The organism is Bacillus rugosus (assembly GCF_023238245.1).
In the GTDB taxonomy this organism is placed as follows: Bacteria; Bacillota; Bacilli; order Bacillales; family Bacillaceae; genus Bacillus; species Bacillus rugosus.
This window is the reverse complement of the sequence record NZ_CP096590.1, coordinates 3,823,943-3,838,221: the sequence shown is the minus strand read 5'-3', so window position 1 is coordinate 3,838,221 and position 14,279 is coordinate 3,823,943. Positions and strand designations below refer to the sequence as shown.

Genomic DNA, 14,279 nt, shown 5'->3' with positions numbered 1-14,279 from the left:
TATAGAAAGGGTGAAGTACATGGATATCCGCCATTTAACATATTTTCTGGAAGTCGCCCGTTTAAAAAGTTTTACGAAGGCTTCCCAATCCCTATATGTTTCTCAGCCAACGATATCAAAAATGATCAAAAATTTAGAAGAAGAGCTCGGGATTGAACTGTTTTACCGCAACGGCAGGCAGGTGGAACTGACTGACGCCGGCCAGAGCATGTATGTACAGGCGCAAGAAATTATTAAATCATTTCAAAACCTGACGTCAGAATTAAATGATATTATGGAGGTCAAGAAAGGACACGTGCGGATTGGACTGCCGCCGATGATTGGATCGGGATTTTTCCCGAGAGTGCTCGGCGATTTTCGTGAAAACTATCCGAATATCACCTTTCAGCTAGTCGAAGACGGTTCTATAAAAGTCCAAGAAGGTGTCGGGGACGGTTCACTTGATATCGGCGTTGTCGTTCTTCCCGCAAACGAAAACATCTATCATTCGTTTACAATCGTAAAAGAAACCTTAATGCTTGTCGTTCACCCTTCCCACCGGCTGGCAGACGAAAAAGAGTGCAGGCTGCGTGAGCTGAAGGACGAGCCTTTTATTTTCTTCAGGGAGGATTTTGTCCTGCACAATCGAATTATGACGGAATGTATCAAGGCTGGATTCCGGCCCCATATCATTTATGAAACCTCACAATGGGATTTTATCAGTGAGATGGTGTCAGCCAACCTCGGAATCGGGCTTTTGCCGGAGCGAATCTGCCGTGGGCTTGACCCGGAAAAAGTGAAAGTCATTCCGCTTGTCGATCCGGTTATCCCTTGGCACCTCGCCATTATTTGGAGAAAAGACCGCTACTTGTCCTTTGCGGCCAGAGCTTGGCTCGAACATACGAAATCTTATTTATGGGACCCGAAAAAAGAGAGTAAAGGATGATGCAAACATGGATGCACAATCAGCAGCAAAATGCCTTACTGCTGTCCGCCAGCATAGCCCTCTGGTGCACAGCATAACCAATAATGTCGTAACGAATTTTACAGCAAACGGCCTGCTCGCCCTCGGTGCATCACCCGTTATGGCATATGCGAAAGAAGAGGTCGCCGACATGGCGAAGATTGCGGGTGCACTTGTATTAAATATCGGAACACTGAGCAAGGAATCAGTCGAAGCGATGATCATTGCGGGAAAATCAGCCAATGAACATGGCGTCCCTGTCATTCTTGATCCTGTCGGTGCCGGCTCAACACTGTTCCGCACTGAATCGGCGCGTGACATCATTCGTGAGGTGCGCCTCTCTGCGATCAGAGGAAATGCTGCGGAAATTGCCCATACCGTCGGCGTGAACGATTGGCTGATCAAAGGCGTTGATGCGGGAGAAGGCGGAGGCGACATCATCCGGCTGGCCCAGCAGGCGGCACAAAAACTAAACACGGTTATTGCGATTACTGGAGAAGTTGATGTCATAGCCGACACATCAAACGTATATACCCTTCATAACGGCCACAAGCTGCTGACGAAAGTGACAGGCGCCGGCTGCTTGCTGACATCTGTTGTCGGTGCGTTTTGTGCTGTGGAAAAAAATCCATTGTTTGCGGCTATTGCTGCCATTTCTTCGTATGGGGTCGCAGCTCAGCTTGCCGCGCAGCAAACAGCTGACAAAGGTCCGGGAAGCTTTCAGATTGAATTGTTGAACAAGCTTTCATCTGTTACTGAACAAGACGTCCAAGAACTGGCGACAATAGAAAGGGTGACTGTCTCATGACACGTATTTCTCGGGAAATGATGAAAGAGTTATTATCTGTTTACTTCATTATGGGGTCAAACAATACGACAGCCGACCCTGTCACAGTCGTACAAAAAGCGTTAAAAGGTGGCGCCACTCTGTACCAGTTTCGTGAAAAGGGCGGGGATGCGCTGACAGGAGAGGCACGGATTGAATTTGCTAAAAAAGTGCAAGAAGCCTGCCGTGAAGCCGGGGTTCCTTTCATTGTCAATGATGATGTGGAGCTGGCTCTGAAATTGAAGGCTGACGGTATCCATATCGGCCAGGAAGACGCGAACGCAAAAGAAGTAAGAGACGCTATAGGTAATATGATTCTTGGCGTTTCCACCCATACAATGTCTGAGGTGAAGCAAGCCGAAGAAGATGGCGCGGATTATGTCGGACTCGGGCCAATCTACCCGACAGAAACGAAAAAGGATACGAGAGCTGTGCAAGGTGTATCTCTTATCGAAGCGGTCCGCCGCCAAGGCATCGACATTCCAATTGTCGGCATCGGCGGCATCACAATCGAAAATGCCGCACCTGTTATCCAAGCGGGGGCCGATGGTGTCAGTATGATCAGCGCGATCAGTCAGGCGGAGGATCCAGAGGATGCCGCACGCAAGTTTCATGAAGAAATTCAAACGTATAAAACAGGAAGATAAACGTTCTTCTTCCTACAAAAGACTGTTCTATAAAGGACAGTCTTTTTGCGTTATATCAAGGTTTTTAGACCTTCAAATTTTAATTGACAAAGAACAGGAACTGGCTATGATTATGTTATACAATGATAATCATTTTCAGTTATAGGAGGAGCATGATGAATCGGGGGCTGGCACTTATTTTATTCAGCTTGTTGATGGTTTGCAGTTCTGCGGTACATGCGGAAGACGATCCGATTGCTGCGCTGATTCAATTAAACAAGCAAATGATCGAATCCATAAAAGACGGAGATATGGACTCGGCACAACAAACGTTTGAAACATTCAAGGCAAAGTGGAAAAAAGAAGAACCTTCTATTAAGAAGGAAAACCTTTCTTCCCACAGCAAAATGGACTCGAATATCGCGATGATTTCTCTTTCTTTCATCAATCAAGACACAGACAAGCTCAAAACACAGCTTGAAGAGCTTTCTTCTCATTTAGAAACCTATCAGCAGGGTGTCGTGCTGAAAAAGACATCCTCGGGTCAATCAAGGGCGTCCTTAACAGCCTATATACAAAGCTTGAAAGACACAAAACAGTTAATAGAAAAAAGCCAATTGGATGAAGCGTCATCAGCAATCGACAATTTAATTACATCCTGGCTCGCTGTTGAGGGAGACGTCGTTTCCCAATCGAAAGAAGCCTATACGAGATCAGAGGAAAATCTGGCGCTGATGAAGGCTGAGATTGGCAGCCATCCCGAAAAGGTATCAAAGCAAATTGACGAAATGATTCAATTGCTCGAGCCGATCGCTTCAAGCAGCTACAGCTGGTGGGATGCGGCGCTGATCCCGATTCGTGAAGGGATGGAGGCCCTGCTAGTCATCGGAGCGCTTTTAACCATGACAAAGAAAGCCCTTGTTACGCGTTCCTCGGCATGGATCTGGAGCGGGGCGTCCGCCGGCATGGCTGTGTCCTTGGCAGCCGGCATCGGTGTCACGCTACTGTTTTCCTCCAGTGTATTCGGAGAAAACAATTTCTTGCTTGGCGGGGTCACCGGCGTACTGTCCGCAGTCATGCTTTTGTATGTCGGAGTATGGCTGCATAGAAATGCCTCAATGGATAAATGGAGAGAAAAAATCAATATCCAGAAGTCACAGGCACTGAAAAAACAAAGCCTGCTTTCCTTTGCGCTCATTGCATTTCTGGCAGTTGTAAGAGAAGGGCTCGAAACGGTCATCTTTTTCATCGGGCTTGTTGGGAAGCTTCCGCTCACTGAACTGATCGGCGGAACTGCCGCGGGGCTTATCGTCCTCGTCATCGTCGGTGTTCTGATGATCAAGCTCGGAATGCGTATTCCATTGAAACCGTTTTTCCTTCTGTCCATGGCTGTCGTCCTGTATATGTGCGTGAAATTTCTCGGAACAGGCGTTCACAGCCTGCAGCTGGCGGGCATTCTCCCGTCTGATGCAGAAAGCTGGCTGCCGTCTGTATCGGTGCTTGGAATTTATCCGTCCGTGTACAGCACGATTCCACAATTGCTGATTTTACTCTTTTTACTGATTGCGCTTGTCTCAGAAGCGGCAAAACATTTTACAAACGGAAAGGAACTGACAAAATGAATTTTACAAAAATCGCTGTATCAGCCGGATGTATCCTTGCACTGTGCGCAGGCTGCGGAGCCAATGACACATCCTCAACCAAAGAAAAAGCTTCAGCTGAAAAAAGCGGGGTCAGCAAAAAGATCACTGCATCCGTAGATAAAATGGAAACCATCATTTCCAAGCTGAATGATTCAGCTGAAAAAGGCGACCAAAAAGAGATTGAAAAGAAGGGGGAAGAGTTAAACAGCTACTGGCTTTCCTTTGAAAATGATATTCGCAGCGATTATCCGTTCGAATATACAGAGATCGAAAAGCACCTTCAGCCCATCTACACAGAGGCTCAGAAAGACAAACCGGATACTGACAAAATCAAGACAGAATCCGAGTCACTGAAAGCATCCTTAGAAGACCTGACAGAAGCGAAGAAGAGCAGCAAAAAGGCAAGTGATCAGCTGGCAAAAGCAGCGGATGAGTATAAAGGCTATGTCAAAGAGCAGAGCGATCAGCTTGTAAAAGCAACTGAAGCATTTACAAGCGCTGTTAAATCCGGCGATATCGAAAAGTCTAAAACATTATATGGGAAAGCACGTGTTTATTACGAGCGAATCGAACCGATCGCTGAAAGCCTCGGAGATCTTGATCCGAAAATTGACGCCCGTGAAAACGATGTAGAAGAAGGGGACAAATGGACAGGTTTCCATAAACTTGAGAAAGCCATTTGGAAGGATCAAGATATTTCCGGGGAAAAGGCAACGGCTGACCAACTAATCAAGGATGTAAAAGAGCTTGACGGTTCAATTGAATCGCTGAAATTAACACCTGAACAAATTGTAGCAGGCGCGATGGAACTTCTAAACGAAGCCGGCATTTCGAAAATAACGGGAGAAGAAGAGCGCTACTCACGAATCGATTTAGTCGACCTCATGGCGAATGTGGAAGGCTCCGAGGCAGTTTATCAAACAGTAAAAAGCGCGCTTGTTAAAGATCACTCTGACCTGACGGAAAAACTGGATACGGAGTTCAGCGAATTTGAAGTTTTAATGGCAAAATATAAAACAAATGATCCGTCCTATACGTCTTATGATAAATTAAGTGAAGATCAAATCAGAGAGCTGAGCACAAAGCTGACGACTCTTTCTGAAACCATGTCGAAGATTGCGAATGTACTATAAAAGGAGTTTTGTAACAGCATGAGCGATGAACAAAAAAAGCCTGAACAAATTCATAGACGGGACATCCTAAAATGGGGAGCGATGGCAGGTGCGGCCGTTGCGATCGGTGCCAGCGGACTTGGCGGTCTCGCTCCGCTTGTTCAGACCGCGGCTAAGTCATCAAGTGAGGATGAAAAAGAGGATGAGCATGTCGTTCCGTTTTACGGAAAGCATCAGGCCGGAATCACAACTGCCCATCAAACGTATGTCTATTTTGCTGCGCTGGATGTAACAGCAAAAGAGAAGAGCGACATCATTACATTATTCAGAAACTGGACAAGCCTGACACAGATGCTGACGTCAGGAAAGAAAATGTCAGCTGAGCAGAAAAATCAATATTTGCCGCCGCAGGATACAGGTGAATCCGCTGATTTATCCCCTTCCAACTTAACGGTCACATTCGGATTCGGGCCTGGCTTTTTTGAAAAAGACGGAAAGGACCGCTTCGGCCTGAAAAACAAAAAACCGAAGTACCTTGCCGCTCTTCCAGCAATGCCGAATGACAATCTGGATGAAAAACAGGGAGGCGGAGACATCTGCATTCAAGTATGCGCAGACGATGAACAAGTGGCGTTTCACGCGCTGAGAAACCTGCTGAATCAAGCGATCGGCACCTGTGAGGTCCGCTTTGTGAACAAAGGCTTTTTAAGCGGGGGACAAAATGGTGAAACGCCGCGCAACCTCTTCGGGTTTAAAGATGGAACAGGCAACCAGAGCACGAAGGATGATACCTTGATGAACTCGATCGTGTGGATTCAGTCCGGTGAGCCTGACTGGATGACGGGCGGCACCTATATGGCTTTTCGAAAAATCAAAATGTTCCTTGAGATATGGGACCGGTCTTCCCTCAAGGACCAAGAGGATACCTTCGGCCGCAGAAAAAGCTCGGGGGCGCCTTTCGGTCAGAAAAAGGAAACAGATCCCGTGAAGCTGAATCAAATCCCGTCAAATTCACACGTCAGCCTTGCGAAATCTACGGGAAAACAAATTTTGCGAAGAGCTTTCTCTTACACGGAAGGACTTAATCCGAAAACAGGCTATATGGATGCGGGTCTCCTGTTTATCAGCTTTCAAAAAAATCCCGACAATCAGTTCATCCCCATGCTGAAGGCCCTTTCGGCAAAGGATGCGTTAAACGAATATACGCAAACAATCGGTTCTGCTTTATATGCATGCCCAGGCGGCTGCAAAAAAGGAGAATATATTGCCCAGCGTTTGCTGGAATCATAAAAGAAGCCTTTATCGGCTTCTTTTTTAAAAAACAGTTGTAACTTTTATTGTTACAGTTTAAAATCAATCTATACGAAAGGAGATTATCATGACAGTACACATTAAAGTTTATTCAGATTACGTCTGCCCATTTTGTTTCATAGGAAAAGCCGCTTTTGAAGAAGCGATAAAAGGAAAGGATGTTGACGTCGAGTGGATGCCTTTTGAACTGCGACCAAGCCCATCTCCACAGCTTGACCCGGTCAATGACCCTTCCAAGCAGTACATGTGGCAGACATCCATTCAGCCAATGGCGGACAAACTAGGAGTCGAGATCAATTTTCCAAACGTCTCGCCTCATCCATATACAGATCTGGCGTTTGAAGGCTTCCACTTTGCAAAGGAATACAATAAAGGACATGAATACAACACCCGTGTCTTTCAAGCGTTTTTCCAAGAGGGCCAAAATATCGGCGACATTGACATCTTGACGAAGCTTGCTGAGGAAGTGGGACTAGACGGAGCCTCATTCAAATCCGCACTGGAATCAAGAACATATCAGGACGTACAGCGCCAAGCCTTAAAGCACGCCTATGAAGAGGCTGACATCACAGCCGTTCCAACTTTTATCATTGGCGACACTGTCATTCCGGGAGCAGCCGGCAAGGACGTATTTGAAAAAGCAATTTCTGACGAACAGCAGAAAAAGTAAGAAAAAGCTCTCTATACAAGAGAGCTTTTTTACTCCTGCTCCATATGAATGCCAGTATGTGCCTTCACCTGTATTTCTGCAAACGTATCTTCATCGACCGTTTTATTTGACGACAGCACTGTTCCGAGCCATGCACCGAGGAAGCCGAGCGGGATGGAAATAATGCCCGGATTAGAAAGCGGAATAAGCGGATCGCCTGTAAAAATAGCACCTCCGGACGGATCCCACACACTAGGGCTTATCGACACTAGCACAAGCGCGCTGATCAGGCCTGTCAGGCTGCCCCACAAAGCGCCTGTAGCATTAAATCTCTTCCAGAATACCGTAAACACAATCAGAGGGAGGTTTGCGCTGGCCGCCACCGCAAACGCAAGTGCGACAAGGAACGCCACATTTAAGGACTGTGCAAAAATTGCGAGGAGAATCGAGAGCACCGACACGGCGACAGAAGCCCACCTGGCCGCTTTCATCTGTTCTTTTTCAGTTGCTTCTCCCTTTCTGATAATCTGGCTGTAAATATCATGGGCAAATGCTGAGGCGGCAGACAGCACCAATCCTGTCACGACAGCTAAAATGGTAGCAAAGGCGATGGCTGACACAAACGCGAACAGAAAATCTCCCCCGAGCGCTTTTGCTAAAAGCGGAGCCGCCATATTTCCCGCTGGATCAGCCGCCGTAATCGCGTCAAAACCGACAAACGCAGCAGCGCCAAAGCCGAGAAATACCGTCATAATGTAAAACACACCGATAATCCATGTCGCTGATACAACGGATGTCCGGGCCGTCTTGGCATCCTTAACGGTATAAAACCGGATCAAAATATGCGGAAGCCCGGCAGTTCCCAGCACGAGTGCCAAGTTTAACGACAAGGTCTCTAGCGGCACCTTGTACTTATTTCCGGGATTTAAGAAATCAGCGCCAAGCGGCGTCGCTGTTTTCATCTGCTCAAACATGGTATTGAGGTTAAAGCCGAATTTCGAAAACACGATGATCGAAATCACGAGTGTGCCGGCCATCAGTAAAACCGCTTTTATAATTTGTACCCAGCTTGTCGCGATCATGCCGCCAAACACGACATAAATGGTCATCAGCATCCCGACGATGAGAACCGCCATAGTATAATCCAGCCCTAGAAGCAGTTTGATCAGCGCGCCCGCCCCCACGAGCTGGGCAATCATATAAAAAGTAGAGATGGCAATGGTATTCAGAGCCGCGACGCCGCGGATTTTCTTTTCTTTAAAACGAGCCGCAATCATGTCCGCCATCGTATACTTCCCAAGATTCCGAAGCGGTTCCGCCACGATGTACAAGACAACGAGATAAGCCACCAGAAAACCGATGCTGTAAAAGAATCCATCAAATCCATATAAAGCAATCATTCCGGCAATCCCGAGAAACGAGGCCGCGGACATGTAGTCGCCGGCAATTGCCAGTCCATTCTGAACACCGGTGAGACCGCCGCCCGCTGTATAAAACTCACTCGTCGTTTTCGTCTTCTTCGCGGCAAAATACGTGATAATAAGCGTCAGGCCGACAATCGCTAAAAATAATAGAAAAGCAGTCATATTCATGTCTGTTCACCCTTCAGATCTGCCTTTAAAGCGCTTGCATAACGATCGAAATGTGCCGCCCTTCGGGAATACACGGTACTCAGGATCCAGGTCATGGCGAATTGGGCGATGGCAAACAGCCAAGCCCATGAAACAGCTCCAATGGCCGGCGCATTCAAAAAGGTGAAATAAGACGTCAAAACAGGAAGTGAAAAATAAAAGACAAAAAAGAAAATCGCAGAAGGAACAATAAAAGCGCGTTTCTGCTTTAAAAAAGCTTGAAAAGACGGCGTTGCAGCAATCTGTTTGTAATCAGCTTTGTACATGGATTTCCTCCTTTTGTTCGCTAAACGTAAGCAAAAAGGTACACCAATAGGTATGTACTGAAAGTCTGATTTATGCTGAATAACATCTGGAGGATGAAAAAAGAAGGAAGTCGTGAAGAGGTGAACATAACGGTATAAAGACAGGCGAAGGTTTTCCAGCTCGGCCGCGTTACGCGAGTTTGCTATCAAAACCTCACCGAATGCAGCTTGTTCTCTGCAAAAGCTGCTGTTTACCAGAGCCCGGTTAATAGATGTTCGCATCACCTCTTTATGACAATGCATGTGCCAAGAGGTGACCGCATCACCGGCTGTCTGTCGTATGTTAGCTGACACACCGTTTGTCCTCAAGCTCGGGCGCAGCAATCGCTTTCGAATAGAGGATATGGTGAAAACTCAGATCAGATGATAGAAAAGCCAGAGGTAATAGATCCGCCTGCTCGGATTAGTCTTGGCGGACGGTTTTTTTGTGGTTATTCTTTCTCAATGCTGTCTCAGAATCTAAAAACTGCCTCACATCACGAATGCCTAACCCAATGGATCTAGCTTCTTGTATTAACATATGCCAATCTTTGTCCAAATCTTTTTTAACATGAGTTTTCATAGTAACCTCCAATTGTATAAAATGTTTCCTGCAACATGCGGGCCATAAGGCGAGCCGGCGCGATGATGAGGCGAGTACAACAAATTTCACACATAGTTGCTCGGTGTTCACAAACTGAAGGAAAAACCACCTACCTATTCCCTAAAAAAATGACTAATATAACCAATGAATCTTATTTATAATAATAAACAATTAAATACTGACTGGATAGTATGCAAATGAAAATAAATCATTCAGCCTATTAAAAATGACCCCGGGGTAACCGAATAGCACAAGCTTTCAAAGAAATAAATACCGCTAAAGATTGATCCGTTGTAAGATAAGGGTAATCATATCGCCTGGAGAAAAATATGAAAAAAAACAAATTTCAAATGAAAAGAGAAGCAACATTTGAAAGTTTTATAGACGCTGGCTTAAATTTGTTGATTGACCGAGCGTATGATCCGGTTTCTGTAGAGGACATCAGCAGAGCGGCCGGATACAGCAAAGGAGCGTTTTATGTTCATTTTGTCAGCAAGGAGGATTTTCTGCAGCATCTTCTCGAAAAACGCCAGATGAAAAAAGCGATCATCGTAGGGTATCTTGATCAAATGGAGCAAATCTCAGTGAAACCGCTGACATTGGACGAGGCTTCAAAACATGCCGCAGAGCTGCTTTATTCCTATTACATAAATAAGCCGTCGTGGGAGATTACCTCATTTGCCATGAATATGCCGACGTATAAAGTCCTTCAGAAATGCAAGGCCTATGTTCGGCTGTACGAATTGTGGGTGGAAGAAAATGCATTATATATTAAGTGGCTGAAGGAGAGAAAGCTCATTGACGCCTGTATTGATCCGGAATATACGGCTAAAATAATATGTGCAGTGCTCGACGGAATCATCAAACAATCGTATGTATTGGACAAGCCTGCCACATTCCGCAGCTTTTTAGACGCACTATCGGTTTTCATTACTCCAGAAAGAGAGCATGTGAGGCCAAGAATTTTGAAAAGTTTTTCAGAAAGCGAGGAACATCAGTGAAGTATAGAGAAATGATTATGTATATCATTATGGGGGTTTTCACAACCATTGTGAACATCGCCAGCTTTTATATATTGGTAGAGATCATAAATATGGATTACAAAGCCGCTACTGTCGCCGCTTGGATTTTGTCCGTGCTGTTTGCTTACATAACAAATAAATTATATGTATTTCAGCAAAAAACACATGACCTGCAAAGCCTGATGAAAGAGATCACAGCCTTCTTCAGCGTTCGGGTCCTGTCTCTTGGCATAGATTTAGGCATGATGATCATTCTTGTCGGCCAGTTCAATACAAATGAAACATTGGCCAAAATACTAGACAACGCGGTCATTGTTGTCGTCAACTATGCCGCAAGCAAATGGCTTGTCTTTAAAAAGACAAAAGAAGAAGGGGTATGACAGGGAACAGCAGCATATGATCTATCGTTTTCGCTGAAGAAATAAGGGGAAGTAAAAAAATAAAAACCATGAAAGGTGATTGCACATGCGGGAAGAGCTAAAGGGGATATTTGCAAGTGTATTCGGAGAAAAAGAGGGATTACGGTTTTTTTTCGCACCTGGAAGAGTGAATCTGATTGGGGAGCATACAGACTATAACGGCGGGCATGTGTTTCCGTGCGCGCTGACAATGGGTACATATGCTGCTGTTGCAGAAAGAAACGACGGGCTTGTCCGGATGTATTCAGATAACTTTAAAGACGCAGGCATCAAGGAATGCAGCCTCGACGACATTTGCTATCAAAAGGAAGACGACTGGGCGAACTATCCGAAAGGCGTCATTTATGAATTTCAGCAAAGGGGCTATTCAGTTCCCCATGGCTTTGACATTATATTTTCAGGGAATATTCCAAACGGGGCGGGGCTGTCGTCCTCTGCTTCTATTGAATTGCTGATGGGAGTCGTGCTCCAAAGCTATTTTCATCCTGAAGTGGATGCGCTTGAGCTTGTAAAAATGGCGCAGCATGCAGAAAACACATTTATCGGTGTCAATTGCGGGATTATGGACCAATTTGCAATCGGAATGGGGAAAAAACATCATGCGATGCTGCTGAATTGCGACACGCTGGACTATGAATATAGCAAACTCGATGTCTCAGGACTCGCGCTGGTCATCGCGAATACGAACAAAAAAAGGGCATTAGCAGATTCGAGCTATAATACAAGACGCCAAGAGTGCAATGACGCATTGCTAGATCTGCAAAAAGCACTCGGTATTGCCTCGCTGGGCGATATCAAGCCCTCTGATTTCGACGCGCACTCCAGCCTGATCAAAAATGAAACGAACAGACGCCGGGCAAAGCACGCTGTATACGAAAATCACCGTGCTATCAAGACGGCCGATATGTTCAAGGAAAACAATATAGATGAAATCGGGCGGTTAATGAAGGAATCCCATCTTTCACTGAAGGATGATTATGAAGTGACATGCCCAGAACTTGATGAGCTTGTGTTTGCAGCGTGGGACCACGAAGGTGTGATTGGTTCAAGAATGACGGGAGCGGGCTTCGGCGGCTGCACGATCAGCATTGTAAAAGATGCGTTTGTTGATGATTTTATCCAAAAGGTTGGAGATAGATATCAAGAAAAAACAGGGCTCAAAGCGGATTTTTATGTCGCTGATATCGGAGAGGGAGCGAGAGAGCTAAAGGGGGAGTGACACATGAGTATTGTTGAACATCTGGAACATCTGCTGGAGTATGGCCTTGAACGAAAACTGATTTCGATCTGGGATCGGGAATATACGAGAAACCGCCTTTATGAAGCGTTGGACATCAAACATCCCGAGCCGGACTCCCACACTTGCACTAAGCAGGCCCAAAGCCTGCCGGACTTGCTTTCTCCCATTTACAAATGGGCTGTGGAAAACGGGCGAATGGAAGCGGATACAGACACATACCGCGACTTGCTCAGCGCAAAGCTGATGGGATGTTTCGTACCTGCTCCGTCTGAGGTCATTCGCAAGTTTGAAGAGACAAAAGCCTTATACGGCCCAAAACAGGCAACAAAGGAATTCTATCAATATTCAGAGGATGTCTATTATATCCGGTCAGACAGGATCGCAAAAAATGTTCATTGGACGGTGCCGACCGAATATGGCGAGCTGGAAATGACCATTAATCTATCAAAGCCCGAAAAGGACCCAAAAGCGATTGCAGCTGCAAAAGAGCAGGCGCAGACAAATTATCCGATGTGTTTGCTGTGTAAAGAAAATGTCGGGTTTGAGGGAAGCGTGAATCATCCGGCACGCCAAAATCACAGAATCATCCCGGTCATTCTTAAAGACGAACAATGGTACTTGCAGTTCTCGCCATACGTCTATTATCCAGAGCATTGCATCGTTTTAAAGGGTGAGCATGAACCGATGGAGATCAGCAGAAAAACATTTGAAAGGCTGCTGTCATTTCTCGGGCAATATCCGCATTATTTTATCGGTTCAAACGCGGATCTGCCAATTGTTGGCGGCAGCATCCTAAGCCATGATCATTTTCAAGGCGGGGCGCACGATTTTCCGATGGCACGTGCAGAAGCGGAAGATGTTTATGATTTAAATGGTTATCCCGGCGTGACGCTGGGCTTGGTGAAGTGGCCGATGTCCGTGCTCAGGCTCCAAGGAGACAAACCGGGCCATGTTGCCGAAGCTGCTGATCATATATTCCGCACATGGCAAACGTATTCCGATGAAAAAGCCGGCATAGCCGCCTATACAGGTGATACTCCCCATAATACGGTTACGCCGATTGCGCGGCGAAGGGGAGACTTGTATGAACTCGATATCGTGCTGAGAAACAATCGGACGGATGAGGAGCATCCATTAGGAATATTTCATCCTCATCAGGAAGTTCACCATATTAAAAAAGAAAATATCGGCCTGATTGAGGTCATGGGATTGGCGATATTGCCGGGCCGTTTACAGAAAGAAATGAAAGAAATGGCAGCGGCGCTATGCTCTGCTGATCCGAAAACAGCTTTAGAACAAAATCCGCTCACAGCAAAGCATCAGGAGTGGGCTCTTCGGATGATGGAAAAAAGAACGATAACAAAAGAGAATGCGGATCTAGTCATAAAGGAAGAGCTAGGACATGTATTCGCGCGCATTCTTGAACACGCTGGTGTATTTAAACAGACAACGGAAGGAAAACAGGCCTTCAGAAGATTTATCGACCATTTAGGCGTCAAACCAGTAAAAAGCCTCAACCTCTAGGGTTGAGGCTTTTTCGTTATCCTTCGCAAAACAAATGCCCAAAGCGCTGATGCTTTGGGCACTGTTGCTTTTATCCTCTTTTTCTGGCTAACAGGCTTACTAGAAATACAACAATGGCTGCGCCGATCACCGCTGGAATAATGGCAAATCCCGCTAGGTTTGGGCCCCATGTTCCCAGCAGCCCGTGCCCGATCCACGCACCGATAAGACCCGCGATCATAGACCCAATAATTCCGCCAGGCATATCTCCTTTAACAAACAGGCTGCCAAGCCATCCGATAATAATGGCGACGATAAGGGAAATAATAAAACTCATTATGCAACACATCCTATTTTATATTTATTTGCTTATATCATTCCTCTTTTTTGTATAGGATAAACAATTGGATGCTCTCTTAAAAAATGGGAACAGTTCAGAGCATATCGCCGCTTTATTAAGCCTTTT

At 45.9% G+C, this 14,279-nt stretch carries 15 protein-coding genes; 11 read left to right on the top strand and 4 right to left on the bottom strand.

Going from position 1 to position 14,279, the window contains the following annotated elements; all coding sequences use genetic code 11:
- Positions 1–19: 19 nt before the first annotated feature.
- The 7 genes from cidR to M0696_RS19420 all read left to right on the top strand — a co-directional run bounded on the left by cidR (position 20) and on the right by M0696_RS19420 (position 7,131).
- Positions 20–925 carry a cidABC operon transcriptional activator CidR gene (gene cidR / locus M0696_RS19450; protein WP_166846870.1) on the top strand — a complete coding sequence of 302 codons (906 nt, stop codon included), beginning with the start codon at positions 20–22 and terminating at the stop codon, positions 923–925.
- 7 nt (positions 926–932) lie between these two features.
- Positions 933–1,751, top strand: a complete 819-nt coding sequence (gene thiM / locus M0696_RS19445) for a hydroxyethylthiazole kinase (protein WP_166846873.1) — start codon at positions 933–935, stop codon at positions 1,749–1,751.
- Positions 1,748–2,416 (top strand): thiamine phosphate synthase, encoded by a 669-nt coding sequence (gene thiE, locus M0696_RS19440; RefSeq protein ID WP_166846877.1) that lies wholly within the window; start codon positions 1,748–1,750, stop codon positions 2,414–2,416. Before thiM ends, thiE begins: the two co-directional genes overlap by 4 nt.
- A 155-nt stretch (positions 2,417–2,571) precedes the next feature.
- A complete protein-coding gene (efeU, locus tag M0696_RS19435) occupies positions 2,572–4,017 on the top strand; it encodes a ferrous ion permease EfeU (protein ID WP_248602303.1) in 1,446 nt (481 codons plus the stop codon).
- A complete protein-coding gene (efeO, locus tag M0696_RS19430; protein ID WP_248602302.1) occupies positions 4,014–5,171 on the top strand; it encodes an iron uptake system protein EfeO in 1,158 nt (385 codons plus the stop codon). Before efeU ends, efeO begins: the two co-directional genes overlap by 4 nt.
- Positions 5,172–5,189: 18 nt before the next feature.
- Positions 5,190–6,440, top strand: a complete 1,251-nt coding sequence (gene efeB / locus M0696_RS19425; RefSeq protein ID WP_248602301.1) for an iron uptake transporter deferrochelatase/peroxidase subunit — start codon at positions 5,190–5,192, stop codon at positions 6,438–6,440.
- An 88-nt stretch (positions 6,441–6,528) separates the two neighbouring features.
- Complete coding sequence (locus tag M0696_RS19420) at positions 6,529–7,131, top strand: DsbA family oxidoreductase (protein ID WP_003236051.1); 603 nt, start codon at positions 6,529–6,531, stop codon at positions 7,129–7,131.
- Positions 7,132–7,160: 29 nt separating this feature from the next.
- On the opposite strand, the gene M0696_RS19415 is transcribed toward M0696_RS19420, so the two are convergent.
- The 3 genes from M0696_RS19415 to slrA form a co-directional block, all read right to left on the bottom strand.
- Positions 7,161–8,702: a solute symporter family protein gene (locus tag M0696_RS19415; protein WP_248602300.1), complete on the bottom strand. Its 1,542-nt coding sequence runs from the start codon at positions 8,700–8,702 to the stop codon at positions 7,161–7,163.
- On the bottom strand, positions 8,699–9,007 hold the full coding sequence (locus M0696_RS19410) for a DUF485 domain-containing protein (RefSeq protein WP_166846890.1): 309 nt from the start codon (positions 9,005–9,007) through the stop codon (positions 8,699–8,701). The genes M0696_RS19415 and M0696_RS19410 overlap by 4 nt, the downstream gene beginning before the upstream one ends.
- A gap of 442 nt (positions 9,008–9,449) precedes the next feature.
- Positions 9,450–9,608 carry a transcriptional regulator SlrA gene (gene slrA / locus M0696_RS19405; RefSeq protein WP_248602299.1) on the bottom strand — a complete coding sequence of 53 codons (159 nt, stop codon included), beginning with the start codon at positions 9,606–9,608 and terminating at the stop codon, positions 9,450–9,452.
- Positions 9,609–9,958: 350 nt separating this feature from the next.
- On the opposite strand from slrA, the gene M0696_RS19400 reads away from it, so the two are divergent.
- From M0696_RS19400 to galT, 4 genes are all read left to right on the top strand, one after another.
- The gene (locus M0696_RS19400) at positions 9,959–10,630 is read left to right on the top strand and encodes a TetR/AcrR family transcriptional regulator (protein WP_166846893.1); all 672 of its coding nucleotides are present in this window, start codon (positions 9,959–9,961) and stop codon (positions 10,628–10,630) included.
- A gap of 17 nt (positions 10,631–10,647) precedes the next feature.
- Positions 10,648–11,031 carry a GtrA family protein gene (locus M0696_RS19395; RefSeq protein WP_166854570.1) on the top strand — a complete coding sequence of 128 codons (384 nt, stop codon included), beginning with the start codon at positions 10,648–10,650 and terminating at the stop codon, positions 11,029–11,031.
- 85 nt (positions 11,032–11,116) lie between these two features.
- Complete coding sequence (locus M0696_RS19390) at positions 11,117–12,289, top strand: galactokinase (protein ID WP_222142260.1); 1,173 nt, start codon at positions 11,117–11,119, stop codon at positions 12,287–12,289.
- A 3-nt stretch (positions 12,290–12,292) separates the two neighbouring features.
- Positions 12,293–13,834, top strand: a complete 1,542-nt coding sequence (galT, locus tag M0696_RS19385) for a UDP-glucose--hexose-1-phosphate uridylyltransferase (RefSeq protein ID WP_222142259.1) — start codon at positions 12,293–12,295, stop codon at positions 13,832–13,834.
- A 70-nt stretch (positions 13,835–13,904) separates the two neighbouring features.
- Here the strand turns inward: galT and M0696_RS19380 are convergent, their stop codons facing one another.
- Complete coding sequence (locus tag M0696_RS19380) at positions 13,905–14,150, bottom strand: GlsB/YeaQ/YmgE family stress response membrane protein (protein ID WP_003222176.1); 246 nt, start codon at positions 14,148–14,150, stop codon at positions 13,905–13,907.
- Positions 14,151–14,279: the final 129 nt, after the last annotated feature.

What these genes read in the sequence shown, in the direction of transcription:
- cidR (WP_166846870.1), top strand. Translation starts at nt 20, where the DNA reads ATGGATATCCGCCATTTAACATATTTTCTGGAAGTCGCCCGTTTAAAA.
- thiM (WP_166846873.1), top strand. Translation starts at nt 933, where the DNA reads ATGGATGCACAATCAGCAGCAAAATGCCTTACTGCTGTCCGCCAGCAT.
- thiE (WP_166846877.1), top strand. Translation starts at nt 1,748, where the DNA reads ATGACACGTATTTCTCGGGAAATGATGAAAGAGTTATTATCTGTTTAC.
- efeU (WP_248602303.1), top strand. Translation starts at nt 2,572, where the DNA reads ATGAATCGGGGGCTGGCACTTATTTTATTCAGCTTGTTGATGGTTTGC.
- efeO (WP_248602302.1), top strand. Translation starts at nt 4,014, where the DNA reads ATGAATTTTACAAAAATCGCTGTATCAGCCGGATGTATCCTTGCACTG.
- efeB (WP_248602301.1), top strand. Translation starts at nt 5,190, where the DNA reads ATGAGCGATGAACAAAAAAAGCCTGAACAAATTCATAGACGGGACATC.
- M0696_RS19420 (WP_003236051.1), top strand. Translation starts at nt 6,529, where the DNA reads ATGACAGTACACATTAAAGTTTATTCAGATTACGTCTGCCCATTTTGT.
- M0696_RS19415 (WP_248602300.1), bottom strand. Translation starts at nt 8,702, where the DNA reads ATGAATATGACTGCTTTTCTATTATTTTTAGCGATTGTCGGCCTGACG.
- M0696_RS19410 (WP_166846890.1), bottom strand. Translation starts at nt 9,007, where the DNA reads ATGTACAAAGCTGATTACAAACAGATTGCTGCAACGCCGTCTTTTCAA.
- slrA (WP_248602299.1), bottom strand. Translation starts at nt 9,608, where the DNA reads ATGAAAACTCATGTTAAAAAAGATTTGGACAAAGATTGGCATATGTTA.
- M0696_RS19400 (WP_166846893.1), top strand. Translation starts at nt 9,959, where the DNA reads ATGAAAAAAAACAAATTTCAAATGAAAAGAGAAGCAACATTTGAAAGT.
- M0696_RS19395 (WP_166854570.1), top strand. Translation starts at nt 10,648, where the DNA reads ATGTATATCATTATGGGGGTTTTCACAACCATTGTGAACATCGCCAGC.
- M0696_RS19390 (WP_222142260.1), top strand. Translation starts at nt 11,117, where the DNA reads ATGCGGGAAGAGCTAAAGGGGATATTTGCAAGTGTATTCGGAGAAAAA.
- galT (WP_222142259.1), top strand. Translation starts at nt 12,293, where the DNA reads ATGAGTATTGTTGAACATCTGGAACATCTGCTGGAGTATGGCCTTGAA.
- M0696_RS19380 (WP_003222176.1), bottom strand. Translation starts at nt 14,150, where the DNA reads ATGAGTTTTATTATTTCCCTTATCGTCGCCATTATTATCGGATGGCTT.